Here is a 19242-nt window from a genome sequence, read left to right as displayed (position 1 = left end):
CGCAAGGATTTAAACTTTTTATCCCTGTGTAAAGTCGGCAGAGATATGAGCACTCAATGTATATCCCTGATCTGATTCAAAAAATATCTCTCCTGTGGGGTCAGCGGCGATGCCTTCATGGAGTAATTTGACATCTTTCCAATAACCTCTTCTGGGTAAAAAATCGCTATTATCAGAGCCCTGGGAGATTTGGACCCTCCTATTTACTATGACACATTTCCTCTATCGTCTTGATAACCGGGCTGGCGCCGCCTAGTTGAGTCACGACGGCGGGCATATAAAGGTCCTCCTCCTTGACGCCGAGATAACCTTTTGTGATGCGTATTGCCCAATCGGTTATGAGCTCGCGATTCCTGTCGCTGTAATGATTGACGGTAATCGACCACTGGCGGTTTGGATATCGCCGCAAACGGATCCAGCCATTTTTTATAATCCTGCGGAGCAGAACCTCACGTGCCTTGCCCTCCAACCCCAAGGGTTCAGAGTACTTATCATACTGTTTTTGAATCTCCTCTGAGGTCAGTCCAAACGTAACTGGACTTTTGATGACGGCATCGATGTGGCTGGTCTGCACCGTGCAGATCTGACCCTCTGGAGAGATAAACATGCCAATCGTCCCTTTAATCGCCAAAACCAGCCTCCGGCTTATGAAATAGACGCTGTAGATCGGGGAAGATAGAAATGGCCATGATTTATACCGTCAGTCTTACCATCGAGGCCTACCTGGTAACTGCTGTCGTAAGTCGGACAATACAGATATCCGGTTATTTTTCCGAATAAAAGGACTTTGCCCTTTTTCTTTCGATAACATTCTTTCGACATGTCATTCACAATCTTTAACTGTTCTTGCCAGGGTTTTTCCTGGAGACCATCAGGCAGTAAGAACATTTTGTGGACACCTACGCCTCCTGCCAATGCAAACATTGTGATTTGGAGCGGCCTTGTTTCCTCAGTTAAAATAAAGACGTAAGGTTTAAATGCTTCTCGCTCCAGTTTCTCCTGAAGCAGCTTTTTTTGCTTCCTGTCCTCTTCCATGGCCTTGGAAATATCTTCCAGGCGAAGTTCCAAAGCGTCACTGAGTTTTTCGATAAACGCAGGATCAGCCTCACCACTTTCCAAAAAATCTTCCAAGCGCCGCCGCCCTTTGTTTAAATTCGAATAGCCAAGACGATGAACAAGTTCGCCTTTAGCGATCTCCCTACCTTTCATTGCATCGGAAACAAGCTTGCTTGCGCGATTGTTCTTATCCATACCCCACCTTTTCCCAAGAAATGTTCGTGATTCAGGACTATCATTCTGTGGACAGTTTCTGAAAAGGTTCCTTTGTCTGCCTCAATATCTCACTGTTCGACGACAATTCATGTCGCATAAAGTTTCACAGAGCAGGTCTTTGTAGGGCATAGAAACGAGACTGCTTTTTTCCGGCTGAAGTGAAGTTAGATAAAGCCAATGGATGAAGGTTTATGTTATTTTTCGAGAAAGCCGTCTTATCCATGGAACTTCATGCAAAGGAGAAATACGTGCGCGTCATTATTGCTGGGTCACGGACCTGCACCGACTTTCAATTGGTCGAAAGCGCCATCGCCGCTTCAGGCTTTGTCATCACCCGGATCATCTCCGGCGGAGCCAAAGGGGTCGATCAGGCCGGTGAACAATGGGCCCGTCGCAACGACATTCCGATCGAGCGGTTCGACCCAGACTGGAAGCGCTTTGGGCGCGGCGCGGGCCCCATGCGCAATCGGGAAATGGCGCAAAATGCCGATGCGCTTATTGCAATCTGGGATGGAAAGAGCAAAGGAACTCACAACATGATCGATCTGGCCAAACGCCAGGGGCTTGAGGTTTTTATCTATCCCCTGTGAACAGGCTATGGCTCGTCTTCGGCCGGCCAGAAACTCTCCTCAAAAAGCTTGAATAATTCGCGGACCTCGGTTGATGCTTCAATACCCCGATCATCCATGTCCGGATCGGTCACCCTCTGCCAGACATCAAAAAGCGTCTCCTGAATCCCTTCCTCCGGGACCTCTGGATCCTCGTCATCCTCGGCGGCCAGAACCTTCTCAATATCGCACCAGGAAACTCGCAGACCTGCTTTGACCCCAAAATCAAAGATTTTCCGCAAGACATCGGCCTCGATACATTCAGCTTGCCACTCCCGTTCTTCCTGTCGGCAGGACCTGTGTTCATCCGATTTGCGCACGATCCAGTTTTTGAGGCCTTCGAAATCGCTTTTCAGATTGTCATTGTTCATGTCGGAGTCTCTCCCAGTTCGATATTATGTCATTTCGAGGTTCCACACCTTCACCTTTACTGACATAAAGTCTGGTGTTGAACCTTAAATACCGTAAACCAAACAACATTTAAATGTTCTCAATTTCAACAGGCAAACCCCATGGGTCGCAGGGAGGGACCTTTGACCTGACATTCCTGCGTTAGCATCGCAATCAATTCAATGGGATCTTGGGTGCAGGCAAGGACCTGTGCCTTTTTTCGAACGACGGCGAAGTCGCCGGGAGTAAGAACCGACAGATCTCTGAGGCTGGCCGGCGCCGGCTGCCCGAAGAAAAGCTCAAACGCCTGCTCGCACTGGCTGGGCCGCAGGTAGTCAAAACCGACTTTAAAGGTGAAACGACGCAGGCTTGCGGCATCGAGGCGATCCATGAGGTTAGTGGTACAGGCAAAAGGCAAAGGATGGGATTCCATCCAGGTGAGCATTTCGTTGACCTGGCTGATTTCCCAACTGTGTTGAGCATAACGCCGGTCACCGAGCAGTGAGTCGGCCTCGTCAAACACGAGAAAGGCTTCCTTGTCCCGGGCTTCATTGAAAGCGGCGGCGATGTTTTGCTCGCTTACGCCCACATAAGGGCTGAAGAGGTCGGAAGCACGCTTGACCAGAACCTCAAGTCCCATGGCCTCAGCGAGGTGACGCACATAGGCGGTCTTTCCGGTACCGGGAGGCCCATGCAAGCAAAGAGAGACGTTGCGAGCCGCATCGGGTTTGCAGAGCCGTGCGGTGAGATGATCGAGGTCGAGATCGGCATGGACCAGATCGGGAGCGAAGACCTCGAGGTTTTTGTTCTTGGGGGCCAGCATCAGCCCCCCGTTCATCGCCTTGACCAGGCTGCGGGCGGCAAAACGCACATCATCACTGGACCCGCCGGCCAGCTTGGCAAAGCGGATGGCTCCCTCGACGACGGCGGGCGGGACATCCTGAGCGGCCAGTTCCGTCAGATCCTCCGGCGACAGATCCACCCCACCGCTGGCAAGAAGCCTCTCCCAAACCTGCTGGCGGGCAGCCCGGGACGGGGTTTTCATTTCAAGGGCCAGAGCCATGCGCCGCACCAGCGGTGCCTCAAGACGGGTGACGTCATTGATAATCCACAGAGTGGGAACCGGATTGTTCTCGAGCAGACGATTGAGAAAGATCTTTGAACCGGTGCGCAGTCGCCGGGGCAAAAAAGGCGAGGCTCCTCCTGCAACCAGATCGTCCATCTCGTCAAAGAGTAAAACCGAACCACGTTGATAGCGCAGCAAATTCTGAGAGAGCCTGTAGCTATTGAGACGATCCCTGCGGTCTGGTTCGTCGCCGTCTTCATCGGCCTCGCCAACGGAAAACAGATCGAGACCCAGGTGGGCACAGAGGGTCTTGCAGAATTCAGTCTTGCCGGTTCCTGGAGGGCCGTAGATCAGGATGTTCACCCCGGACAATCCACCACGAGCCGCTTCTTTGAGAAAGTTGGCGGCCTGCCCGACCGCAGGCATCAGGTAGCTGAAGGCTTCCCAGGGAAGCTGCGGGGCACACACGGGCCCAATGATCTGCGAACGCAGTGAACCCAGGTCGCCTTGGGCGCTGCGCAGACCGTGCAGAACTGATTCCGGAATACTTAAAAGCTCGTGAATGGAGTTCCCGGTGAGTTCAATGAGCCCTGAACCTACGAGGCGGGCGCCGGGACGCAGTTTTTCAGTAATCTGCTGCATCGAAGTCCCCAGCATGAGCGCGCAGAAGGTATGAGTATTGCGCTTGCGCCGGGAGAGAGAATCACACAAATTCTCAACCTCGGAACTGACTTGATAGCGTACTGCAAGTCCGAGCAGATCGCGTTCGATCTCGTCGAGCCCCAGTTCAGCAGCCAGAAGGCGCAGGTTCTTTTCCAGCCGGCTGGGTCCCTTACCCTGCGTCGCCTCACAGACACCACTTAAATGCTCGAGAGTTGTGCTGAAAATTTTCCGGATGGCTCGAGGAGCAATATCACGACCTCGCCAAACCTCACGTATCTGCTCCACATCATCGCCCAGGCAGACTCCGGCCGGAACCAGTCCCAGGTCGGCGCCCTCGTCTTCGAGCCACTCAACCAGTGCTTCAAGGGGAGGCACTTGAAAAGACTTGCGACTGGTGAGGATATTCAGTACGTACCGGGCAACAACTCCATTTTCAAACTTTTCGCTCATCCGTCCCTCCTGACTTCTTCAATGTGTGTACATATAGAATGCCTTGGGAACGCGACAGTTTGTGTCGTTTAGCGTTGAACTCCTTGCTAATACAAAAAAATGAAATCCTGCTCAAACCGAGTTCAATGACAGAGTCAGTACCCGAAAAATACTTGTGTCTCTGCAGCTACAAAGTCCTACCTACTTTTCAGTTTTTACGAGGAACGCGGACAAAATTTTCATTCGAAAGTTGCGACTCTCCACTCCAGCGATAACAACAGAGCGCGCCTCCGGGTTTGCCCACACTGTAATCAAGGCAGGCAATGTTTTGATTGAAAACAGATGGCTGTCCCTGCAGCCAGTAATGGCCGAAGAAGACCGCAGGTGCATCGTACGAATAGCCGATAAGCTCATCCTCCGGAAACGGGTCGTCCGGGATACGGGACAGTTCACTTTCAGACAACAAAGCGGCCTCCCGGTAGGTGTCCGCCTTGGACTGCCACCATTTTGTGCGGATTTCTCTGCGCTCGTGGCCATCTTTATCCAGAAAAGAAGATCCTGAGGGAAGATCCACCTCGGTTCCCTTGAGCAGGGTTTCGATAATCCGGTATTCCTGGCTGTCCTTGCGGCAGGAGGCTAGCAGGAGCTCGTCGTTCAGAGAGTTTGTAAATCCCAGGGTCTCAAGTTCGGAAATCTTTTCGGGATGCCAGCAAGCATGGACCACCCTCACCTCTCCCAGATCAAGATAGAGCGGAAGCTGAGAGAACCACTCGATGGTACTTTTTAGACCATCGTCATCCTGGTTGAATTCATTGAGGAAGCTTTGGTGTTGCCGGATATTTTTATCGGTGTGCGGGCGAAGGTATTGCCCCGTTTGCGGGTGTCGCGTGTGATAGCAGAGGGCGTTGTATTCGTGGTTGCCGGCAATCGCGATTGCAGAGCCGGCCTCCACCATGGAGCGAACGATGGAAAGCGTTTGCTTGTTCTGCTTCCCTCGATCAATATAATCGCCGAGAAACACAACACGGCGCTCCGGGTGACGGTAGGCGTTATTGGTTTTGCGGTAGCCGAGTTTACCCAGCAGGGCGGTCAGTTCATCAGCGCATCCATGGATATCCCCGATCAGATCATAAGCCATAGATTTCCCCCTCCAATCTCAGAATAGTGTTACGGGTCAATGCGATACCCCGCTCCATCTGGACCAACCACATAGAGCCAGTCATTGAGTTCATTATCGATCCCAAGGCTCGCTTTTTCTTCCTTCTGCTTTGCCAGCTTGATTTTTGCGGCAGCCACAGCTTGTTCTTCGGTTTCGTAGCGAGCGTCCTCCATATCACGGTAGTAATTCATCGAGAAATGGTCGAGCCACTCATGCCTCCAGAGTTTTGCTCCCATCATGGGATCTCCTTTTCTGAACGTTGTTCAGCCTTTTTTCTGACGCGGATTCTGGCTTTGGCAATGGCAACCATCCGTCTGGTTCTGGCGAGTTCCTGCCGCTCTTTCTCAAGCCATTCGTCCAGATCCAGCTGGGGGCTATTATGGTGTTTGGCTGCATAATCTCGTGACTTGAGGATTTTCTCTTTATGACGGATCTCAGGCATCAGTACCGCGACCTGAAGTTCTTCGTAGCTCAGGCCGGTCACAGCTTCAAGTTGATCCAGCGCGCTGTCATCGATGCGTTTTTCGTCATAAACAAGATTGATGATCTCGTGGGAGCAGGCTCTGCAGATAGGGGTGCTGAGTAGATGGTGCCAGCAAAAATCGTCATCGTCATGGGTGGGACACAAGGGGCAGCGATAGCCCTCAGGCATGGTGAAATACTCGGACAATGGGAACTTCTCCTTCGCAATGTTCAAAAATTCAAAAAATCTCCCTCAGCACGATGTGCGGAGAATTGTCATCCCAGGATTGGTTGAGGTGGGCAATCACTCCGGTTCCCATGGGTGTTAGAACGAATGAGATGGTAACCGCATCAAGGCCGGCTTCATCTTCCCCTGCCATTTTCGAGGCTCGTTCTGAAACCCATTGTTGATAAGCACGGGTTTCCTCGGCAGAGAGTTCAAACCTCATCGCTTCTTCCTGGCTCATTTTTTCTCCTTTCCTTTTCGCATTCAAGCCAACGTACAACTTCTTTTTACCTCATCGTGACGACAATCGGCGTCGCATACCTGCTCAAGACTCAATCTTGTGTTTGAATTTCAGTCCCGAGTCCGAACTGCGAGATTCTCCTTAAAACCAATCATGATTGAGGGTGCGCTCCGAGTATTCCAACTCTTCCAGCATTCGCCGAAGCATCAAAATGTATTCGAGGACATTGTCTTCCCCCGGGTGCTCTTGCGGGTCAGGTGCGAAAACAACCACGATCCCCATCTGTTGGCACCAATCCAGGAACCATTGCGGGACCTGCAGGGAACCACCGCGGGAAAAAACAAGAGTCAGAGCTTTGGGTTGCAACGCAGCGATGTGGTTCTGAAGTTCTCGCTGGACCTGGTGCAGGTAGTCTTCAAAATCATCTTGCAAGTGTCGTGCGTGGGCGGGATCGAGCAAAATGTCCGGTTTGACCTTGTAGGGGCCAATTAGTACGATATTTTTGCCGGCACGGGCATAAATCCGGGGATTATTGCGATGGCGTTTGAACAGGCCGCCGAAGGGTCTCCACCCTTGCTGATCGCGCAAAAAATGCTCTATGACCTCGATGGTGGTGGTGTTGTCCATTGCAATCACGCCGCCCCTCCTTTTTGAGTTCCTTCAGCGAAAGAGTAATAAGCTTTGAGTCTTTTCATCGTTTGGTCCATGTCGCTGGAAGGGTACTCAGTGTGCCTGCCCATCTTCTCAAGAGCGAAAATGGCTGCCATCATCTGTCCCGCAGTTCGAGCCTGCCCGCCCCATTCCGGAGCACCGGCCGGGATGGAGCAAGTAAAAGCTTCCGGCCAACCGATGTTGCGGACGAGGCCATAAAGCCGAAGGTCCCAGCATTTGTTGGATTGATTTTCAGGGAGCGTCCAATCCCCATTGCGATTTTCGAGCGCATCTTCAAAAAAACCGATCAACTCCTCACGACTTATCTTCAGGCTGGCCAAAAGGTGTGCCTCAGTCTTTTCCCAGGCTTCGCAAACTTGAGGTATTTTCGCTTTGATGTCTTCGGGGAAAGTTCGGGTCGCGTGGAATTTGCGCAGAAGATGTTCTGCCGGGTTGTCCAGTAGATAAGCCGCATCCTCCTGGCTTCTGGCCATTGGTCGGCCGACGTAAGAATCAATCTCTTCGACAAAATCATTGATTTGCTTAAGCGCTTCAGCCATTCACAACTCCTTTTCATTTTCAGCAGGGTCCAAATAGTCGTCATGAAAACCCTACCCAAGCGTGGCGACAAGCGCTGTCGCTTAAATGGCTGTTGGCGAAAAAATTTAGCTGCCCTTACCCGGCCGTCTGGAAAACCACTCGCAAGTCACCCCGCAAATGCTCAAGTGCATCATTTTATTTCGATGCCCTGACTTAGTCGCCGCAGGAGAAATTCTCATAATTTCAACGCACTTCACAGGAGGCACCAATGGAAATGATCAAAACCGTTCCTTCGGAAATTCGAAAGAAGGTATCCAGGGGAAAAGTTATCCTTGCAGGCTTCGGGGCCGGCCCCGGCTTCGCCGCCCAGAAAACGCAAAAGTTTTTCCCACCCATAGATTTTGATTGTGCAATGGCGTGGCTGGAAGGCTTCAGGCATGTGATCAAAAGGGCGCGGCTTGAGTTCAAGGATGGCAGTCGCATGTATTTTATCGGCAGCGAATTCGAGCGCTACGAACCGAAACACTCCTTCGACGGAAAGGAGACCAAATGATGGACGAGGCAGAGATCGCGTTTAACTTCTGGTACTACGTCGATGAAGGATCGGATATGGTTTATTCACTGGCGGGCCGAGCCTACTACCTCAGCGGCCCAGAAGGGGAGAGATTGCGCATCCTCAAAGAATTATCAAAAAACGACTATCGTCTGGCCCCGCGTCACCCGATCCCTAAACAGTTCTGCATGGCGCAGGAAGACGGCGGTGCACATGAGTTCATGCCGGCGATCAATGTTCGCTTATTGGGGTTCCAGCTATTCGAAGAGCTGGCGGACCATCTTGCCTCAGAGCTACCGACAATGCCTGAGCAGATCGACGGTATCCTGTTCGAATATCGGCACCTCATTCCGGAAGGAGCGTTGTGTCTCTACACGGCGCTGAAAGAGCGCGAAATTGGTGATATCACCCCGATGGTGAGGTAATAATGATCTTGAAAGTCAAAAAACTTCAAAGATTCACAATAGCGAGAATTCAAAATATGATTTACAAAAAAATTGCCATCTTGATCTGCTGCACCAAGGAAACCCTAAAAATAATCACCCCATACCATCGAAGGCACCTGGGACAGCGACCGCCTCAAGCAGCCTCTGAAAGCAGGAGACAACAACCTCCCACAACCCGAGAAGAAGAAATTTTCGGCCAACGAGGGTGGTCAATTTTCGGTTATCATTTCGATTCTGCTTTAAATAAGGCAGCAAAACGCCCTTATTCAGGGGTATTATCCACAATAAGTCCCAATATAATAGCCCACATGACAGTCGGGTCCGCTATATGCGGTCCGCCGCCCCGAGCTGTGAGGGGCCCCGACGGCAGTGCGCCACCGGGGGACGCAGGGAGGTAGCTGGCCTCCATAAATGAACCAGCACAGATGTAGACGAAAAAAAACCCGTCTACTGAAAAAAAGGGCTCTCAGCCCGTTTTGCGGGAAAATCGGCAAAAGATAAGACCGACAACTCGCAAAACAAATTCAAAGATGTGCATCTCCTAAACAGGAGCAAGGTGGTAGCCCGCTCATAAGCAGGGCCACCTCGCCCATCACTACCATGGACACTTCCGTTGGGCTATATCCTGGCGGACCCTCCTCCATCTTGGTGCCCTTTGGTGCCAAAACCTCGAACCGGTGTGCATAGATCATCCTTTATGCACACCCACCCAATAGTGGTCGTGTCACTGGCGATAGGGCACTGGTATGCCCCAGTCGGTACCGACCATCCATTCATCAGCCGCAGGCCCAAAAAACCCGGCCTCGGCCCACCTCCGAGCTCATAATGTCAATAGAGACGGAGAGCTGGAAAAATCGGAAGCTCTTGTCTTTCCAAGGGTTTTCCTAGACGCAGCAATTAAAATGGCGCGTCAAAATAACCCAGATCAACGGCACGCAACTGGTGCTAGCCACCGACCCGCGGTCATCAATGATCGTCACGTGGCCATGGTGATCTGGATTATCGTGATCCCCAGGATGTCGTATCTCGACAACCCGTCGCCGCCGGTCGGCTTAAACCGGTAATTACTTTGAATAGTAATAGGGTCAACAGCGGGGAAATAAAAGGCACACATTCGGACATCAGATTTCGAATGGAACTCGAACTTACCTATTAAAATTAAGGCAAGCCCATGCTTTGATTTCAAGGCCTGGACTGCAACAAGGAAAAATCCACTTATTGTGCAAAAACCAAAATTCAACAGAAGGAGTTAATCATGCGGAAAACTGGAGGGAAGAAGAATTACGGGTGGGGAAGCAAAGCTGGTTATGCAGGCATTATGGCGCTAAAGCATCACTTGGGCCAAAAGCACGGTAGCCTACGTAGCCATATATATCGATGGACAATTTTCGCTCGGTATCTCAACGAATCAGGCCTGCGGGACACCCGGCTAGTTACAACTGACACCTTGCTAGCTTATGCCATGACATTACAAACTCGAATTGAAGCTGGACAATTATCGCGAAGTTACGCCGTGAACCTGATATCAACAGTGAATGTAACCATGAGCCTATTAAGGGGGGAATCCTCAATACGCATTTCGCCAAAACTGATTTTGGGGCCACGTACACGAATACGGACCACGCCTCCTGCTGGCATGAACAGAGCTATTGTCGCGGCCGCCGCCCAATACATAGCTGACCGCACCGCCCCAAAAGAAGCTAGTGTCATCCACCTGGCGCGCGAGGCCGGATTGAGGCTCCGGGAGGCGTGCCTGATGGATATCGATGAGGCACTCATACAGGCCGAAAGGGGCAAGATGCGTATCATAAGGGGCACCAAAGGCGGGTATGGCAGGAATATGCAGCGCTGGATCCCTGTTAGGGATTCTCTAATTGACGCCCTCCGTCGAGCAAACGAAGTTCGAGGGGAGAGCAAGTGTCTGGTACCGCCAAATAAAACACTTAAACAGTTTACCGATTCCGTTCATTATTTTTGGAATTTGGCAAGGACAAATTATGACCTCCGTAAAATACATGACCTTCGGGCAGCTTATGCATGCGACCGGTATCAACAAATCACTGGCTACCCCGCCCCAGTTTTCAGCAAGGGAAAGGTGCTCGCCACACAATCCGCTGACTTGCGAGCTCGGGAAATAATCAGCGCGGAACTGGGCCATCGGCGGATCGATATCATAGGAGCATACATCGGAGGTCGGTCATGAGCAATCGCCCCTCATCCTGGCGCCAGGCCAGGAGTCAAGTAGATGTTTTTATGAGGTACAGACTTTCCCACTGCAGCCGAAAAAGAAAAAAACAAATCATCCGGGAATATGGAAACATTTTTGAGGCAATTTGGAAGAGGTGGCAAGTAGGGATTTATTCTGCGCAATCAAAACACATAAGATGGTATTTAGAGGTAGCGACTGCTGGACTCGCCCCTGGAACCCGGTACCGTCACTGGCGACGCTGCCGAGAACTAATGGTGGCGATGGGGGTATATGATGATTGGTCTAGTCACGTTAGAGGATCATGGTGTACCCCATTAGGACTAGCACAGCAAAGTCTGCGGGAGCACCTTGGCCGCAAACCAAAATATTGCAGGCTTTCGGACAACGAATCCGTAAAAGGAACCCACGGAGGAACCCAAATCAAAAAAAGACAAAAAAAGGCTTAGCCCATAAAAGGTAAAGAATCCACGCCCACAGGACGTGGCTTTGTAGTTCGCCCCCCATAGGGGGGCTGGCCCTGCCCCCAAGGGGGCGGGCTGAAGTTGTGCCGCGGTCCTGTCCTCAATCTCCCAACTGAAGTTGCTCCATTTGCCGCTCTTGCTTGTCCTGATAGCGGACATACTTGCGTATCATGTCCGCATCCATGCCGACGGTATCAACGCAATAGCCCTTGGCCCAAAAGTGGTTGCCCCAATAGGGTTTCTTCCGCAAATGCCGAAACTGCTGAAACAGTTTCATCGACGTCTGCCCTTTTAACCGCCCCAGAAAGTTCGAGATCGACACCTTGGGCGGGATCATCACAACCAGATGGACATGATCGGGCTGAACATTCAACTCCACGACTTCACAACCGGAATAGCCACATATCGCATGAATACCTGATTCAACGGCCTCTTTCACTTTTCCCTGCAAAATCCGAAACCGGTACTTTGGGACCCAAACGATGTGATACTGGCAGTGCCATATCGAGTGTGATAACTTACGAAATCGGCTGCTCACTGTTTTCTCCTTTCTTTTCGATGTTGCGGCACAACTCGAAAGAAAGAATAACAGTGAGCGGCTTTCAGCCATACCCATTCGGGACCGGCGTAGCCAGTCCACATCACCACACCCACAGGGTGTGGGTTTCTACTTCAAACTAAACCTTTGTTTTTGCGGTGTTAAAATGGCGCGCCGGGGAAGATTCGAACTCCCGACCTTCTGATCCGTAGTTATATACCCATCCTCAATCCTCACCAGTGAACACCAATGTTCTCAGATATTTTCATTTGACATAACAGCAACTTAGCAATAACATTTATCCCACAACCACATTGAGCTATCCCGTACATTCCTGCAAAAAATGGGGACAGAGTGGGGACAGGCAACGATGAAGGGGGGCAAGAGATGGCAGCGAAGTGGGAGAAGACGAACAAGTACCCCGGCGTGAGATGGCGCAATCATTCGACCCGGAAGCATGGCACCAAGTTTGATCGTTATTTCGCCATCCGGTATCAGGTCGGCGGCAAGAGAATCGAGGAGGGGCTAGGCTGGTGGTCTGAGGGATGGACGGAAAAGAAGGCTTACGACACCTTGAGCGAGTTGAAAGAGGCCGCCAAGACGGGCAGAGGGGCAGCATCGCTAAAAGACCGCCGGAAACAGAAGGCGATGGAAGACGAGGCCATGCCGACCTTCTCTGAGGCCGTCGAGAAGTTCATGATTCACTGTGAACGCACCAGACGCGCCAAGACTGTCAGGTATTACCGCGACGGCCTTGCCAAAGCTGAGGTATTCCAACCCGGCAAAGGCACCGGCAAACTCGGAGAGTGGAAGCTGTCAGAGATTCACCGCCGCAACCTCGCCGCCTTGATCGAGGAGATCGGCACCGAATCGCAATCTGTCGCCATTCAGGTGCGATCCTCGCTGTCATCCCTGTATGCCTGGGCCATCCAGTCACCGCGTGAATACGTCGAAACCAACATCGTGCGCGACGTACCCCGCCCGGAGAAGCCAGCACCGCGAGAACGTACCCTGTCGATTGATGAAGCTGCCAAACTCTTGGCCGCTTTGGAAACAGCCGAAGGCGATCCGGCAATGATCCGGCTTGTCAGGTTTATCCTCCTGACAGGCTGCCGTCTGTCCGAAGCCTCCCACCTTCAATTCTGCGAAATTGACGGCGAGTGGTGGGAGGTTCCCGCAGCAAGATTCAAGGGTAAGCGCGCACATCGTGTCTACCTGACAGAAGAAGCCGCCGCACAGATCGACCCTGACACCGACCCGCCCTTTGCCAGCATCAGAACCGGGCGACCGTTTGAACCTTCATCCGTTGGGCGTTGGCTCAAGCGGAATGATTACTTTGGCCTTGATCCGTTCTCTGTCCATGACTTGCGCCGGACTGTCGGCAGCGGCCTTGCAAAACTCGGATTCAGCATGGAGGTTATCGCCGCGACATTGGGCCATAAACTCCAAGGAGTGACAGCCGAACACTACATCCGCCACCGCTACGACGACGAGAAGAAGAAAGCGTTGACAGTTTGGGCCAAGCACCTGATTAAACACGCGACCGGTAAGAAGGACAGCGCCGACGTGATCCCGCTAACATCCAAGAGGGCATGACAGCAACAGCACAAGGAAAGGAGGGAAGGACATGAGATTGACGCTTTTGATCCTGACAACGCTGATTCTGACAGGCTGCCTGTCAAGCACAGACTTTCAGCCGTGGCAGGGGCAGAGAGAGTTTGTCGGCAAGGGCGGGGCCTGCACCACCAAGGACGGCATTGACATTTGGACAGTGGGCGAACCTCAAGGACGGTTCGAAGTTTTGGGTGTAGCAGAAAATACGGTTATCAGCGACGGTCTCACAGTCATGCTACTAGGGGACTGGTGGTCAAACTCTGCAATCGTCGATAAAGCCAAAGAACTCGGGGCAGATGCTGTTATATTCGCAGGTCCAAATCAAATCAAGACTCATTCGAGAGAAACTTACGATCATGCGACCGGCGGACAAGAAACGGTAAGCACCGGTATAGGCAGCAAGAAAGCCATTCTGATTAAGTACCTCGAACCTGACACAGACAAGGAGGAACGACAATGACAGTGACAGCGAAAACCTACATCGAAGAAGCCCGTGACATTCTCGAATCCCGCTGCGAATGCAAACATGACGAAAAGAAGAACGTTGGTTCCTGCGACATCTGCCATGCAATTCGTCTGCTATACCGGGCGCAGGAGTTGACACGCTGACATGACAGGCTGACATGATCGTCGAACACCGACCCCGTTACCAATCTGGTAGCGGGGTTTTTACTTTTAATTCAATTTTGGCGCAATCTGCCTTGAATCTGCCAAATCCAGATTGGCATGATAGGGGACAGGATAGGGAAGTTAAAACTTAACAAGGAAAGGAGGATTCATGAACAATCAGGGTACATCCGTCACCGACCTTGGCTTTGACCCAGCAGATCCCAAGGCAGCCGAAAAACTAGCGGCAAGATGGGGAAAGCCTCTCGTGTTGCGCGACAAAGCGGAAATCAAAGAGGCAACCTGCGGCCTTTTCAGTGCAAAGACGTGTGCAAACCGCGACTGCGCAGGCACTGGTCCCAAAGGTAAGGTTCGTGTTGGCAAGCGAGTGGCTTACCCTGCCCTCGATTTCTTCGCTTGGTTCGTCGCTCAAATGAATCGTGAGTAACGGCATGGGCATGGTCGAGAAAAAATCTCACCCTGCACCTAGCCACCATCTGAACAGAAAGGAGTAAAGAAAATGAAAGACGTTTTGACCCCCATGAAAGCGATCCGCAAAAAATGTATCGACTGCTGCTGTCATTCTGTCTATGAGCCAGCCAAATGCACCGCCGAGGACTGCCCCCTTCACCCGTACCGTTTCGGCCACCGACCGAAGGAGGCTAAAGCCTAGACTGTCATCTGACATCGAAACCAAAACCCGAACAAGGAAGAGGTGACAATATGGAAACATCCCGCCGCAATACCGGCACTCTGCCGGAAGGCACCTACCCCGCCACCCTCACCGATATTCGATTCTTTGAGAACGCCTACGGTCGCCGTGTCGGCTTTATCTTTGAGCTTCAAGGGAAGGCTCAAGGCCGGTCTGTCATGTGTTCCGCCCGATACAGCACCGCGCCGAACGGCAAACTCGCCAACATCATCGAACGTATCATGGGCCGGGCCTTGGCCGCCGGAGAACTGGAAGACTTCGACTATGACCGGCTGAGGGGCCGCGAATGTCTTGTCATGGTGCTGACAGGCCGCAACAGAAGCGGAAAGCGGTTCTCATACGTTGATCAAATCTTTCAGCCTGCCGCGTTGCTTGAAAGGGGGTGAGGCATGTTCACCCCGCAATTCTTCAGGTTCGACCCTGCCCTGATTGAGAACGGCACATGGGCGTCCCTGCCGCTTGCGAGCAAGGCTATCTTTTATCCCCTCGCAGCACACGCGGACAGAAAAGGTCGCGCCTTTCCTTCTGAGGAAACCATCCGCAGACTTTCAGGATATAAAGACCTGGGCGCGGTCAAGGCCGGTGTAAAAGGTTTTAGGAAGGCAGGGGTGGTAAAGGTTCACACCCGGCAGGCTGGGCCACGCAAGACCAAGAACTACTACATGTTGCCGATTCCTGCGCCTGATGCCAAAGCGATCCACCTTATCAGCGACTTAATCAAACACCAGCAGTTCGTCAGCCTGTCTCCTATAGCGAAGGCACTCTACCTACCCCTGCGCCATATTTCCAGATATCCAGATTTTGATGATCTCGTGATTGCTGAAAGGATCGAGCTTAATAACGATGGGGGGTATCTGGATAACTGGGTTTCTGAACTGTGCGAAGAAGGCAGGTCTAGCTACTCATGGCGACCCTACAACGTCATCGAATACGAGGGCATTGACTTCAACCGTAGCAAGCTAGCGGAACTGTCCGGAATACATCGAAACAGCATATCGAGTGCGATTGATGAACTTTGTGAGCATGGGGTTCTCTGGCGCGGGGAAGATGGTGCTCTGATATGTGTTTGCCCTCTCTATGGGGAATGTATGCCACAAGAGGAAGCCGGGTAATATCTGCACATATTTCCACCCATTAAAAAATGGCACTGCACATATTTCCTTTTGACCTGCACATATTTCCACCGGACTTGCACATATTTCCTTTTGACCTGCACATATTTCCACCCCTAAGAAGGTTTTTAACTAGGTATATAACTAGGTATATATAACTAGGGCTCAGAGCCTAGAGACAAGCTCTGAAACTCTGAGCATGTCGCATCGAAGAAAAACATCTCTTTTTTATTACCTTCGTGGTAAGCCTTCTACGCAATATCACCACCCCTACCAACTCCCACCGACAGGCAACCCACATCCTCAACCATATGTCCCTGAATATACTTCGTTGACACCATCAATAGATAACCTTTTCGGTCATATTTCCGTCAGGCTTGTCAACCTTACGATCATTCCACAACCAAAGCAGAGAATCGGTCATTCTATGCCGTCAATGCGTACCTAGCTGCCGTTTGAGAAATTTTCTCCGTTTGTGGCATGGGTAGGCTAGGGTCAATACTTCTGACAATTCTTGAGCGTGATTTTCTTCGAGAGAAATACGACGAGATAAAAGCCGCCGGTTTCTGTGGATAAATGATGTTTTTTTGATCTGATGCGTGTTGCGGGGAAGGATAGTATCTACAAGGAGTCGATGCGTAAGGTCGCCTCGGTTTTGCGAATGGGGTGGGGGTGGGGTGGTGCCGGTCGATCTGCCATCCCCCCCCGGCGACCGGACAAGATCAGGCGAAATGAAACAAATGGGGACAGAGTGGGGACAAATTTTCAAATCAAACGAAAAAAGGCTCAGCCGGTGAAGGCTAAGCCCTTGATTTCTTTGGCGCGCCGGGGAAGATTCGAACTCCCGACCTTCTGATCCGTAGTCAGACGCTCTATCCAGCTGAGCTACCGGCGCGAAGCAGGGTCATGTTATCGCTTAATCGGAAACAAAAGTCAAGATGAAATTACTGACTTTTTTGTGGGCGGGCTGGGATGAAGTCGAGCAGGTTGAAGCCGTGGCGCGGATGCTGGTAGGCGTGCGCGTCGGGGTAGAGGCTGAAAAGCCATCCCTGGTAGACCTGCTGGTCGCCTTCATAGATTTCAACCCGTGCTGCGGGGTTGTTGAGTTCGTTGGAAGCCGAGGTCATAACCGGCCCCTTCATGATAAAATCAGGCAGAAAATCGGTGACCCGCAGTGATACATCGGAATCGGGAACCTTGAAACCGGAGCCGATATCGACGGTAAAAACCTCCTCACGACTGCCAGATTTGTCATGCACGCCTATTTTTACGGCTTTCCACTGCCCGGCGACTTCATCAGGAACCAGAATTTCGACCTGTGAAGCCGCGCTTTCGGCCATTTCACCCGTATCCGGGGAGTCTCCGGCGGATTTGTGCTCTGCGCTTTCGGTACAGCCGCAAACCAGCGCAACAAGCATGGCGACGACAACCCCGACCATGCTGAACGGACGGAAAATGATTCTCACCTTTGAAAAACCACCTGTCATGCGGGAGATAACGAGAACGTGCGGAAACAGATATAAAAATGGCGGAGAGGGAGGGATTCGCCCACTCTGTCACCGCCCTCACGGCGGCTCCGGCGCGGCCCCCCCTTCGTTCGCTGACGCGGCCCGTCCTGGGCCGCTTTTCCGCCACTGGCGGCGCTCACTGCGCTTCGAATTCCGAAGTGAGCTGAAAATAAAATGGCGGAGAGGGAGGGATTCGAACCCTCGGTACGGTTTTACGCCGTACACTCGCTTAGCAGGCGAGCGCCTTCAGCCGACTCGGCCACCTCTCCGTATAAATCGATCTTCAGTTGTTTTTTATCGAACCCTACCGGATTCCTTTTAAAACTTGGCGGAGGAGGTAGGATTCGAACCCACGGAGCTTTCGCTCAACGGTTTTCAAGACCGCCGCCTTAAACCACTCGGCCACTCCTCCGCAAAATGACTTTTTATGCGGTGATTCGCTCCAGGCCGCCCATGTAGGGGCGCAAAGCCGCGGGGACCGTCACGGAACCATCCTGCTGCTGGTAATTCTCGAGAATCGCCACCAGCGTGCGCCCGACCGCCAGCCCCGAACCGTTAAGCGTATGCACGTATTCGGGCTTGGCCCCTTCTTCGGGGCGGTAGCGGATGCGGGCGCGGCGCGCCTGGAAATCCCGGAAGTTGGAGCAGGAGGAGATCTCCCGATAAGCCTGCTGCCCGGGCAGCCACACTTCGATATCGAAAGTGCGAGCAGCGGAAAAGCCGATGTCGCCGGTGCACAGGTCCACCACCCGGTAGGGCAGTTCGAGCCGCTTGAGCACCTCCTCGGCGTGGCCGAGCAGATTCTCGAGTTCGGCGTCGGAGTCCTGCGGCCGAACGAATTTCACCAATTCGACCTTGTTGAACTGATGCTGGCGGATCAGGCCGCGCACGTCCCGCCCGTGCGACCCGGCCTCTTTGCGGAAGCAGGGGGTGTAGGCGGTGAAGCTGATCGGCAGCCGGTCGGCGGCAAGAATCTCGTCGCGGTAAATATTGGTGACCGGCACTTCCGCCGTAGGAATCAGGAACAGATCAACGTCTTCAGTATGGAAAAGATCACTCTCGAACTTGGGGAGCTGTCCGGTCCCCGTCATGGAGTCTCTGTTTACCATAAAGGGCGGCAATACTTCAACATATTTATGCTCTTGCGTGTGCAGGTCGAGCATGAAGTTGATCAGCGCACGCTCGAGGCGCGCACCGGCACCGAGCGACAGAGAAAAGCGCGCCCCGGAGAGTTTCACCGCCCGTTCAAAGTCGAGAATGCCGAGCTGCTCACCCAGATCCCAGTGGGCCCTGGGTTCAAAATCGAACTGTGTCGGCTCGCCCCACTGCCGCACCACGGGATTGTCTTCTTCGGAATCTCCAACAGGCGTCTTTTCGTGGGGGATATTGGGAACCTGCAGCAGCCACTGCTGCAGCTGCTCCTCGGCGCCCTTGAGTTCGGCATCGAGTTCCTTGATGCGTCCGGAGACCTCTTTCATGCGGGTGATTTCGCCCTGCACCTGGCTTTTGTCCTTGGTGCGGCCGATGAGGGCGGAAACCTGGTTGCGCTCGGCCTTGAGCGACTCGCTCTCCTGCAGCAGGGTGCGCCGCTTCTGGTCCAGCTCACGGAACGGCGCCAGCGTCAGCGATTCGCCCCGGGTGCGCAGTTTCTGTTCAACGTCGTCGAGATTTTCCCGCAGATATTTAAGATCGAGCATCGTTCGCCCTCTGAGTCGTAGGTCATTTGCGAAGGGAGTATTATTATCACCCTGAAGTCGCCGCGTCAACCGCAGATGC

Annotated in this window: 24 protein-coding genes and 3 tRNA genes; 11 read left to right on the top strand and 16 right to left on the bottom strand. The window is 52.5% G+C overall.

The features are described from left to right. Positions 1 to 199 precede the first annotated feature (199 nt). Both GSUB_RS17760 and GSUB_RS00960 read right to left on the bottom strand, forming a co-directional pair. A complete protein-coding gene (locus tag GSUB_RS17760) occupies positions 200 to 631 on the bottom strand; it encodes a hypothetical protein (RefSeq protein ID WP_052464299.1) in 432 nt (143 codons plus the stop codon). A gap of 14 nt (positions 632 to 645) precedes the next feature. Then, positions 646 to 1251, bottom strand: coding sequence for a hypothetical protein (locus GSUB_RS00960; RefSeq protein WP_040198762.1), 606 nt, complete (start codon positions 1249 to 1251; stop codon positions 646 to 648). Positions 1252 to 1493: 242 nt separating this feature from the next. On the opposite strand from GSUB_RS00960, the gene GSUB_RS00955 reads away from it, so the two are divergent. Further along, entirely contained in the window at positions 1494 to 1862 is a 369-nt protein-coding gene (locus tag GSUB_RS00955; RefSeq protein WP_084212177.1) for a DUF2493 domain-containing protein, read from the top strand. A gap of 5 nt (positions 1863 to 1867) precedes the next feature. On the opposite strand, the gene GSUB_RS00950 is transcribed toward GSUB_RS00955, so the two are convergent. From GSUB_RS00950 to GSUB_RS00915, 8 genes are all read right to left on the bottom strand, one after another. Further along, entirely contained in the window at positions 1868 to 2251 is a 384-nt protein-coding gene (locus GSUB_RS00950; RefSeq protein ID WP_040198760.1) for a hypothetical protein, read from the bottom strand. A gap of 125 nt (positions 2252 to 2376) precedes the next feature. Next, positions 2377 to 4449: an AAA family ATPase gene (locus tag GSUB_RS00945; RefSeq protein WP_052464295.1), complete on the bottom strand. Its 2073-nt coding sequence runs from the start codon at positions 4447 to 4449 to the stop codon at positions 2377 to 2379. Between the two features lie 187 nt (positions 4450 to 4636). Beyond that, a complete protein-coding gene (locus GSUB_RS00940) occupies positions 4637 to 5566 on the bottom strand; it encodes a metallophosphoesterase (protein ID WP_040198757.1) in 930 nt (309 codons plus the stop codon). A gap of 29 nt (positions 5567 to 5595) precedes the next feature. Continuing rightward, positions 5596 to 5826, bottom strand: coding sequence for a hypothetical protein (locus GSUB_RS00935; protein WP_144401902.1), 231 nt, complete (start codon positions 5824 to 5826; stop codon positions 5596 to 5598). Continuing rightward, positions 5823 to 6284 carry a hypothetical protein gene (locus GSUB_RS00930; RefSeq protein WP_144401901.1) on the bottom strand — a complete coding sequence of 154 codons (462 nt, stop codon included), beginning with the start codon at positions 6282 to 6284 and terminating at the stop codon, positions 5823 to 5825. The genes GSUB_RS00935 and GSUB_RS00930 overlap by 4 nt, the downstream gene beginning before the upstream one ends. Before the next feature lie 4 nt (positions 6285 to 6288). Further along, positions 6289 to 6516, bottom strand: coding sequence for a hypothetical protein (locus tag GSUB_RS00925; protein WP_040198750.1), 228 nt, complete (start codon positions 6514 to 6516; stop codon positions 6289 to 6291). Positions 6517 to 6657: 141 nt separating this feature from the next. After that, positions 6658 to 7152, bottom strand: coding sequence for a hypothetical protein (locus GSUB_RS00920; protein WP_040198748.1), 495 nt, complete (start codon positions 7150 to 7152; stop codon positions 6658 to 6660). Further along, entirely contained in the window at positions 7149 to 7727 is a 579-nt protein-coding gene (locus GSUB_RS00915) for a hypothetical protein (RefSeq protein WP_040198745.1), read from the bottom strand. The genes GSUB_RS00920 and GSUB_RS00915 overlap by 4 nt, the downstream gene beginning before the upstream one ends. Before the next feature lie 248 nt (positions 7728 to 7975). Between GSUB_RS00915 and GSUB_RS00910 the strand changes: the two genes are divergently transcribed. From GSUB_RS00910 to GSUB_RS19985, 3 genes are all read left to right on the top strand, one after another. Beyond that, the gene (locus GSUB_RS00910; RefSeq protein WP_040198743.1) at positions 7976 to 8260 is read left to right on the top strand and encodes a hypothetical protein; all 285 of its coding nucleotides are present in this window, start codon (positions 7976 to 7978) and stop codon (positions 8258 to 8260) included. Further along, the gene (locus GSUB_RS00905) at positions 8257 to 8685 is read left to right on the top strand and encodes a hypothetical protein (RefSeq protein WP_040198741.1); all 429 of its coding nucleotides are present in this window, start codon (positions 8257 to 8259) and stop codon (positions 8683 to 8685) included. The genes GSUB_RS00910 and GSUB_RS00905 overlap by 4 nt, the downstream gene beginning before the upstream one ends. A 1276-nt stretch (positions 8686 to 9961) precedes the next feature. After that, entirely contained in the window at positions 9962 to 10909 is a 948-nt protein-coding gene (locus tag GSUB_RS19985; protein WP_040198737.1) for an integrase domain-containing protein, read from the top strand. Positions 10910 to 11476: 567 nt separating this feature from the next. Here GSUB_RS19985 and tnpA read toward each other — a convergent pair. Further along, positions 11477 to 11914 carry an IS200/IS605 family transposase gene (gene tnpA / locus GSUB_RS00890; RefSeq protein ID WP_040198735.1) on the bottom strand — a complete coding sequence of 146 codons (438 nt, stop codon included), beginning with the start codon at positions 11912 to 11914 and terminating at the stop codon, positions 11477 to 11479. A gap of 387 nt (positions 11915 to 12301) precedes the next feature. On the opposite strand from tnpA, the gene GSUB_RS00885 reads away from it, so the two are divergent. The 7 genes from GSUB_RS00885 (at position 12302) to GSUB_RS00865 (ending at position 15958) form a co-directional block, all read left to right on the top strand. Next, positions 12302 to 13510, top strand: coding sequence for a tyrosine-type recombinase/integrase (locus GSUB_RS00885; protein WP_040198732.1), 1209 nt, complete (start codon positions 12302 to 12304; stop codon positions 13508 to 13510). A gap of 31 nt (positions 13511 to 13541) precedes the next feature. Further along, on the top strand, positions 13542 to 13988 hold the full coding sequence (locus GSUB_RS00880) for a hypothetical protein (protein ID WP_040198730.1): 447 nt from the start codon (positions 13542 to 13544) through the stop codon (positions 13986 to 13988). Further along, the gene (locus tag GSUB_RS19310; RefSeq protein WP_158414018.1) at positions 13985 to 14137 is read left to right on the top strand and encodes a hypothetical protein; all 153 of its coding nucleotides are present in this window, start codon (positions 13985 to 13987) and stop codon (positions 14135 to 14137) included. Before GSUB_RS00880 ends, GSUB_RS19310 begins: the two co-directional genes overlap by 4 nt. Positions 14138 to 14306: 169 nt before the next feature. Continuing rightward, a complete protein-coding gene (locus GSUB_RS00875) occupies positions 14307 to 14582 on the top strand; it encodes a hypothetical protein (protein WP_040198728.1) in 276 nt (91 codons plus the stop codon). Between the two features lie 72 nt (positions 14583 to 14654). Beyond that, positions 14655 to 14807: a hypothetical protein gene (locus tag GSUB_RS19305; protein ID WP_158414017.1), complete on the top strand. Its 153-nt coding sequence runs from the start codon at positions 14655 to 14657 to the stop codon at positions 14805 to 14807. A 50-nt stretch (positions 14808 to 14857) separates the two neighbouring features. After that, entirely contained in the window at positions 14858 to 15232 is a 375-nt protein-coding gene (locus tag GSUB_RS00870) for a hypothetical protein (protein WP_040198727.1), read from the top strand. A gap of 3 nt (positions 15233 to 15235) precedes the next feature. Then, positions 15236 to 15958: a helix-turn-helix domain-containing protein gene (locus GSUB_RS00865; protein WP_040198725.1), complete on the top strand. Its 723-nt coding sequence runs from the start codon at positions 15236 to 15238 to the stop codon at positions 15956 to 15958. An 818-nt stretch (positions 15959 to 16776) separates the two neighbouring features. Here the strand turns inward: GSUB_RS00865 and GSUB_RS00860 are convergent. From GSUB_RS00860 to serS, 5 genes are all read right to left on the bottom strand, one after another. After that, positions 16777 to 16853 (bottom strand) — tRNA-Arg (locus GSUB_RS00860). 49 nt (positions 16854 to 16902) lie between these two features. Beyond that, a complete protein-coding gene (locus tag GSUB_RS00855) occupies positions 16903 to 17424 on the bottom strand; it encodes a DUF2155 domain-containing protein (protein WP_144401900.1) in 522 nt (173 codons plus the stop codon). Positions 17425 to 17641: 217 nt separating this feature from the next. Next, positions 17642 to 17735: transfer RNA gene (locus GSUB_RS00850), tRNA-Ser, on the bottom strand. 57 nt (positions 17736 to 17792) lie between these two features. Then, positions 17793 to 17878, bottom strand: a tRNA-Ser gene (locus GSUB_RS00845). 13 nt (positions 17879 to 17891) lie between these two features. Next, positions 17892 to 19163, bottom strand: coding sequence for a serine--tRNA ligase (serS, locus tag GSUB_RS00840; protein ID WP_040198721.1), 1272 nt, complete (start codon positions 19161 to 19163; stop codon positions 17892 to 17894). Positions 19164 to 19242 lie beyond the last annotated feature (79 nt).

Source organism: Geoalkalibacter subterraneus (genome assembly GCF_000827125.1).
Classification (GTDB): domain Bacteria; phylum Desulfobacterota; class Desulfuromonadia; order Desulfuromonadales; family Geoalkalibacteraceae; genus Geoalkalibacter_A; species Geoalkalibacter_A subterraneus.
Note: the sequence above shows the minus strand (reverse complement) of the source record. Positions and strands in the feature narration are given on the sequence as shown.